Below are 2,724 nucleotides of genomic sequence, written 5' to 3' on the forward strand. Positions count from 1 at the left end.
TCTATTCCCTATTCCCTATTCCCTATTCCCTCAAATATAAATTTGAAACTTGATGCCAGTTGGAATTATTTAGCACTAAAAAAAAATAATACCATAAATTATAAATTTTTCCTAAAGCATAACTACTTATAGTTAACCCTCGTATATAGTAAAAAGTTGATTTATTTATCTTAGGCTTCTAGCTGATAAATAGACCCAGAGTGCTCAAAGGAAAAATCCTGCCAAGTTGTCTGGACAGTTCCATATATTAAGAGTAAACTGAAATACAAAACCCGTACTGTAGTAAAATTAACAGTTATTCTAAAATTCTGCTCAGCTATTATCAGCAATCTAACACCCTTAACAGCATAGGTGTTCTTGACCTTGGCGAATTTAATTGGCCACAGGTCGCACCTAAGGAACCGATCTACCACTAGAGGTGATAAGCGTGCAATCCCAAGTAATCTCAACAACCCCAGCCTCATCAACTACCCCCACTCGCCGCACAGGAGCATTTGCTCTAATCGATAGTCTCCACCGTCACGGTGTGACCCATATCTTCGGCTATCCCGGTGGTGCAATTCTACCTATATATGACGAACTATACCACTGGGAAGATGCTGGTAAAATACAGCACATCCTAGTCCGACACGAGCAAGGAGCATCCCACGCTGCTGATGGTTATGCCCGTGCTACTGGCAAAGTCGGTGTCTGTTTTGCTACATCTGGTCCGGGAGCCACTAACCTAGTTACCGGTATAGCTACTGCTCACATGGACTCAATTCCCCTAATTTGTGTAACCGGTCAAGTCGCCCGTGCTGCTATTGGTTCTGATGCCTTCCAGGAAACCGATATCTTTGGGATTACCTTGCCGGTTGTAAAACACTCTTATGTGGTGCGTAACCCTGCTGATATGGCGCAGATTGTTGCCGAAGCCTTCCATATCGCTAGCACCGGACGTCCTGGGCCAGTCCTGATTGACGTACCCAAAGACGTGGGTTTAGAGGAATGTGACTACGTACCTCTGGAAGCTAATCAACTCAAGTTGGTGGGCTATCGTCCAACACTAAAGGGCAATCCCCGCCAAATTAACCAAGCCCTAAATTTAATTCGGCAAGCACGACGACCCCTGCTTTACGTTGGTGGCGGAACCATTGCTGCTGGTGCCCATGATGAACTGCGCCAACTGGCAGAAATCTTCCAAATTCCGGTAACTACCACGTTGATGGGCAAGGGAGCATTTGACGAATCCCATCCCCTATCGCTAAAAATGCTGGGGATGCATGGCACTGCCTATGCTAACTTTGCTGTTAGTGAGTGTGACTTACTGATTGCTGTAGGAGCGCGATTTGATGACCGGGTGACCGGGAAACTGGATCAGTTTGCCTCTCACGCTCAAGTCATTCACATCGACATTGATCCGGCTGAGGTCGGTAAAAACCGCTATCCCCAAGTACCGATTGTAGGGGATGTGCGTCGGGTTTTGCAAGATATGTTGCGCCGTTACCAGGAAATGAATATCTCAGCAGAACCTAATCAAACCCAGGAGTGGCTCGCACGGATTAACCGTTGGCGTCAGGACTATCCCTTGCAGGTACCTCAATACCCCGATAGTCTATCTCCCCAAGAAGTGATTGTAGAGGTAGGGCGTCAAGCACCTAAAGCTTACTACACCACGGATGTCGGTCAACATCAAATGTGGGCAGCGCAATTTCTTAATAATGGACCGCGCCAGTGGATTTCCAGTGGGGGATTGGGCACTATGGGCTATGGAATGCCAGCAGCCATGGGAGTCCAGGTAGCATTCCGAGATCAGCAAGTGATTTGTATTGCCGGTGATGCCAGTATTCAGATGAATATCCAGGAACTGGGTACCCTGGCTCAATATGGCATCAATGTTAAGACCGTGATTATTAACAACGGTTGGCAGGGAATGGTACGCCAGTGGCAACAAGCGTTCTATGGGCAGCGTTATTCCTCGTCAAATATGGAAGTCGGGATGCCGGATTTTGTGCAACTGGCTCAGGCTTACGGGGTTAAGGGCATGATAGTTACCAGTCGGGATGAACTACAGGATGCGATCGCACAAATGCTAGCCTACGATGGTCCTGTGTTGTTAGATGTTCATGTAACCAAAGACGAGAATTGTTACCCAATGGTAGCCCCTGGTAAGAGTAATGCCCAAATGATTGGTTTACCGGAAAAACCAATACTCAAGAATGCTACGGAGCTAATCTATTGCAGTAACTGTGGTGCCAAGAATGTAGCAAGTAACAATTTTTGTCCTGAGTGCGGCACCAAGCTTTAATATTGTGTACCTAAGGATTTGACATTGCTGATTAATGGCATGATTTAGGGTAATGGGTAATAGATAATAGTAATGGATAATTGGTAATTCACTATTTGCTAACTACCCAAGTCTAATTCATATCATTCCTTAGTTCAGCAAAGCTTATCATTGCTCCTTTAAACTTACTTACTTCGCTCACCAGCGGAGTATTTTTTTTGGTAAGTATCGTCAGTTTAATGGGACTTATTGCTCAGCTATCAGCTAATGCGCTACAGATGGTGCTACTTGAGGTGCTATCAGCTATCAGCTTCTGGAATGGCTAATAGCTAATTTTTAATTACCTGCCAGATTGATAATCCTTGAGGGTAATCATACATAAGTTATACATTAGTATACGTTATCCCATACATTAGTCTCCGATAATCATAACATAAGCCACCTAGAGGAGCTAGTCA

The 2,724-nt window shown here is 45.0% G+C and carries 1 protein-coding gene; it reads left to right on the top strand.

The window, feature by feature from the left end; all coding sequences use genetic code 11:
• Positions 1 to 427 precede the first annotated feature (427 nt).
• Positions 428 to 2,287: a biosynthetic-type acetolactate synthase large subunit gene (ilvB, locus tag F6J94_RS32755; protein ID WP_293047872.1), complete on the top strand. Its 1,860-nt coding sequence runs from the start codon at positions 428 to 430 to the stop codon at positions 2,285 to 2,287.
• Positions 2,288 to 2,724: the final 437 nt, after the last annotated feature.

The organism is Moorena sp. SIO1F2 (genome assembly GCF_010672755.1).
Lineage (GTDB): Bacteria > Cyanobacteriota > Cyanobacteriia > Cyanobacteriales > Coleofasciculaceae > Moorena.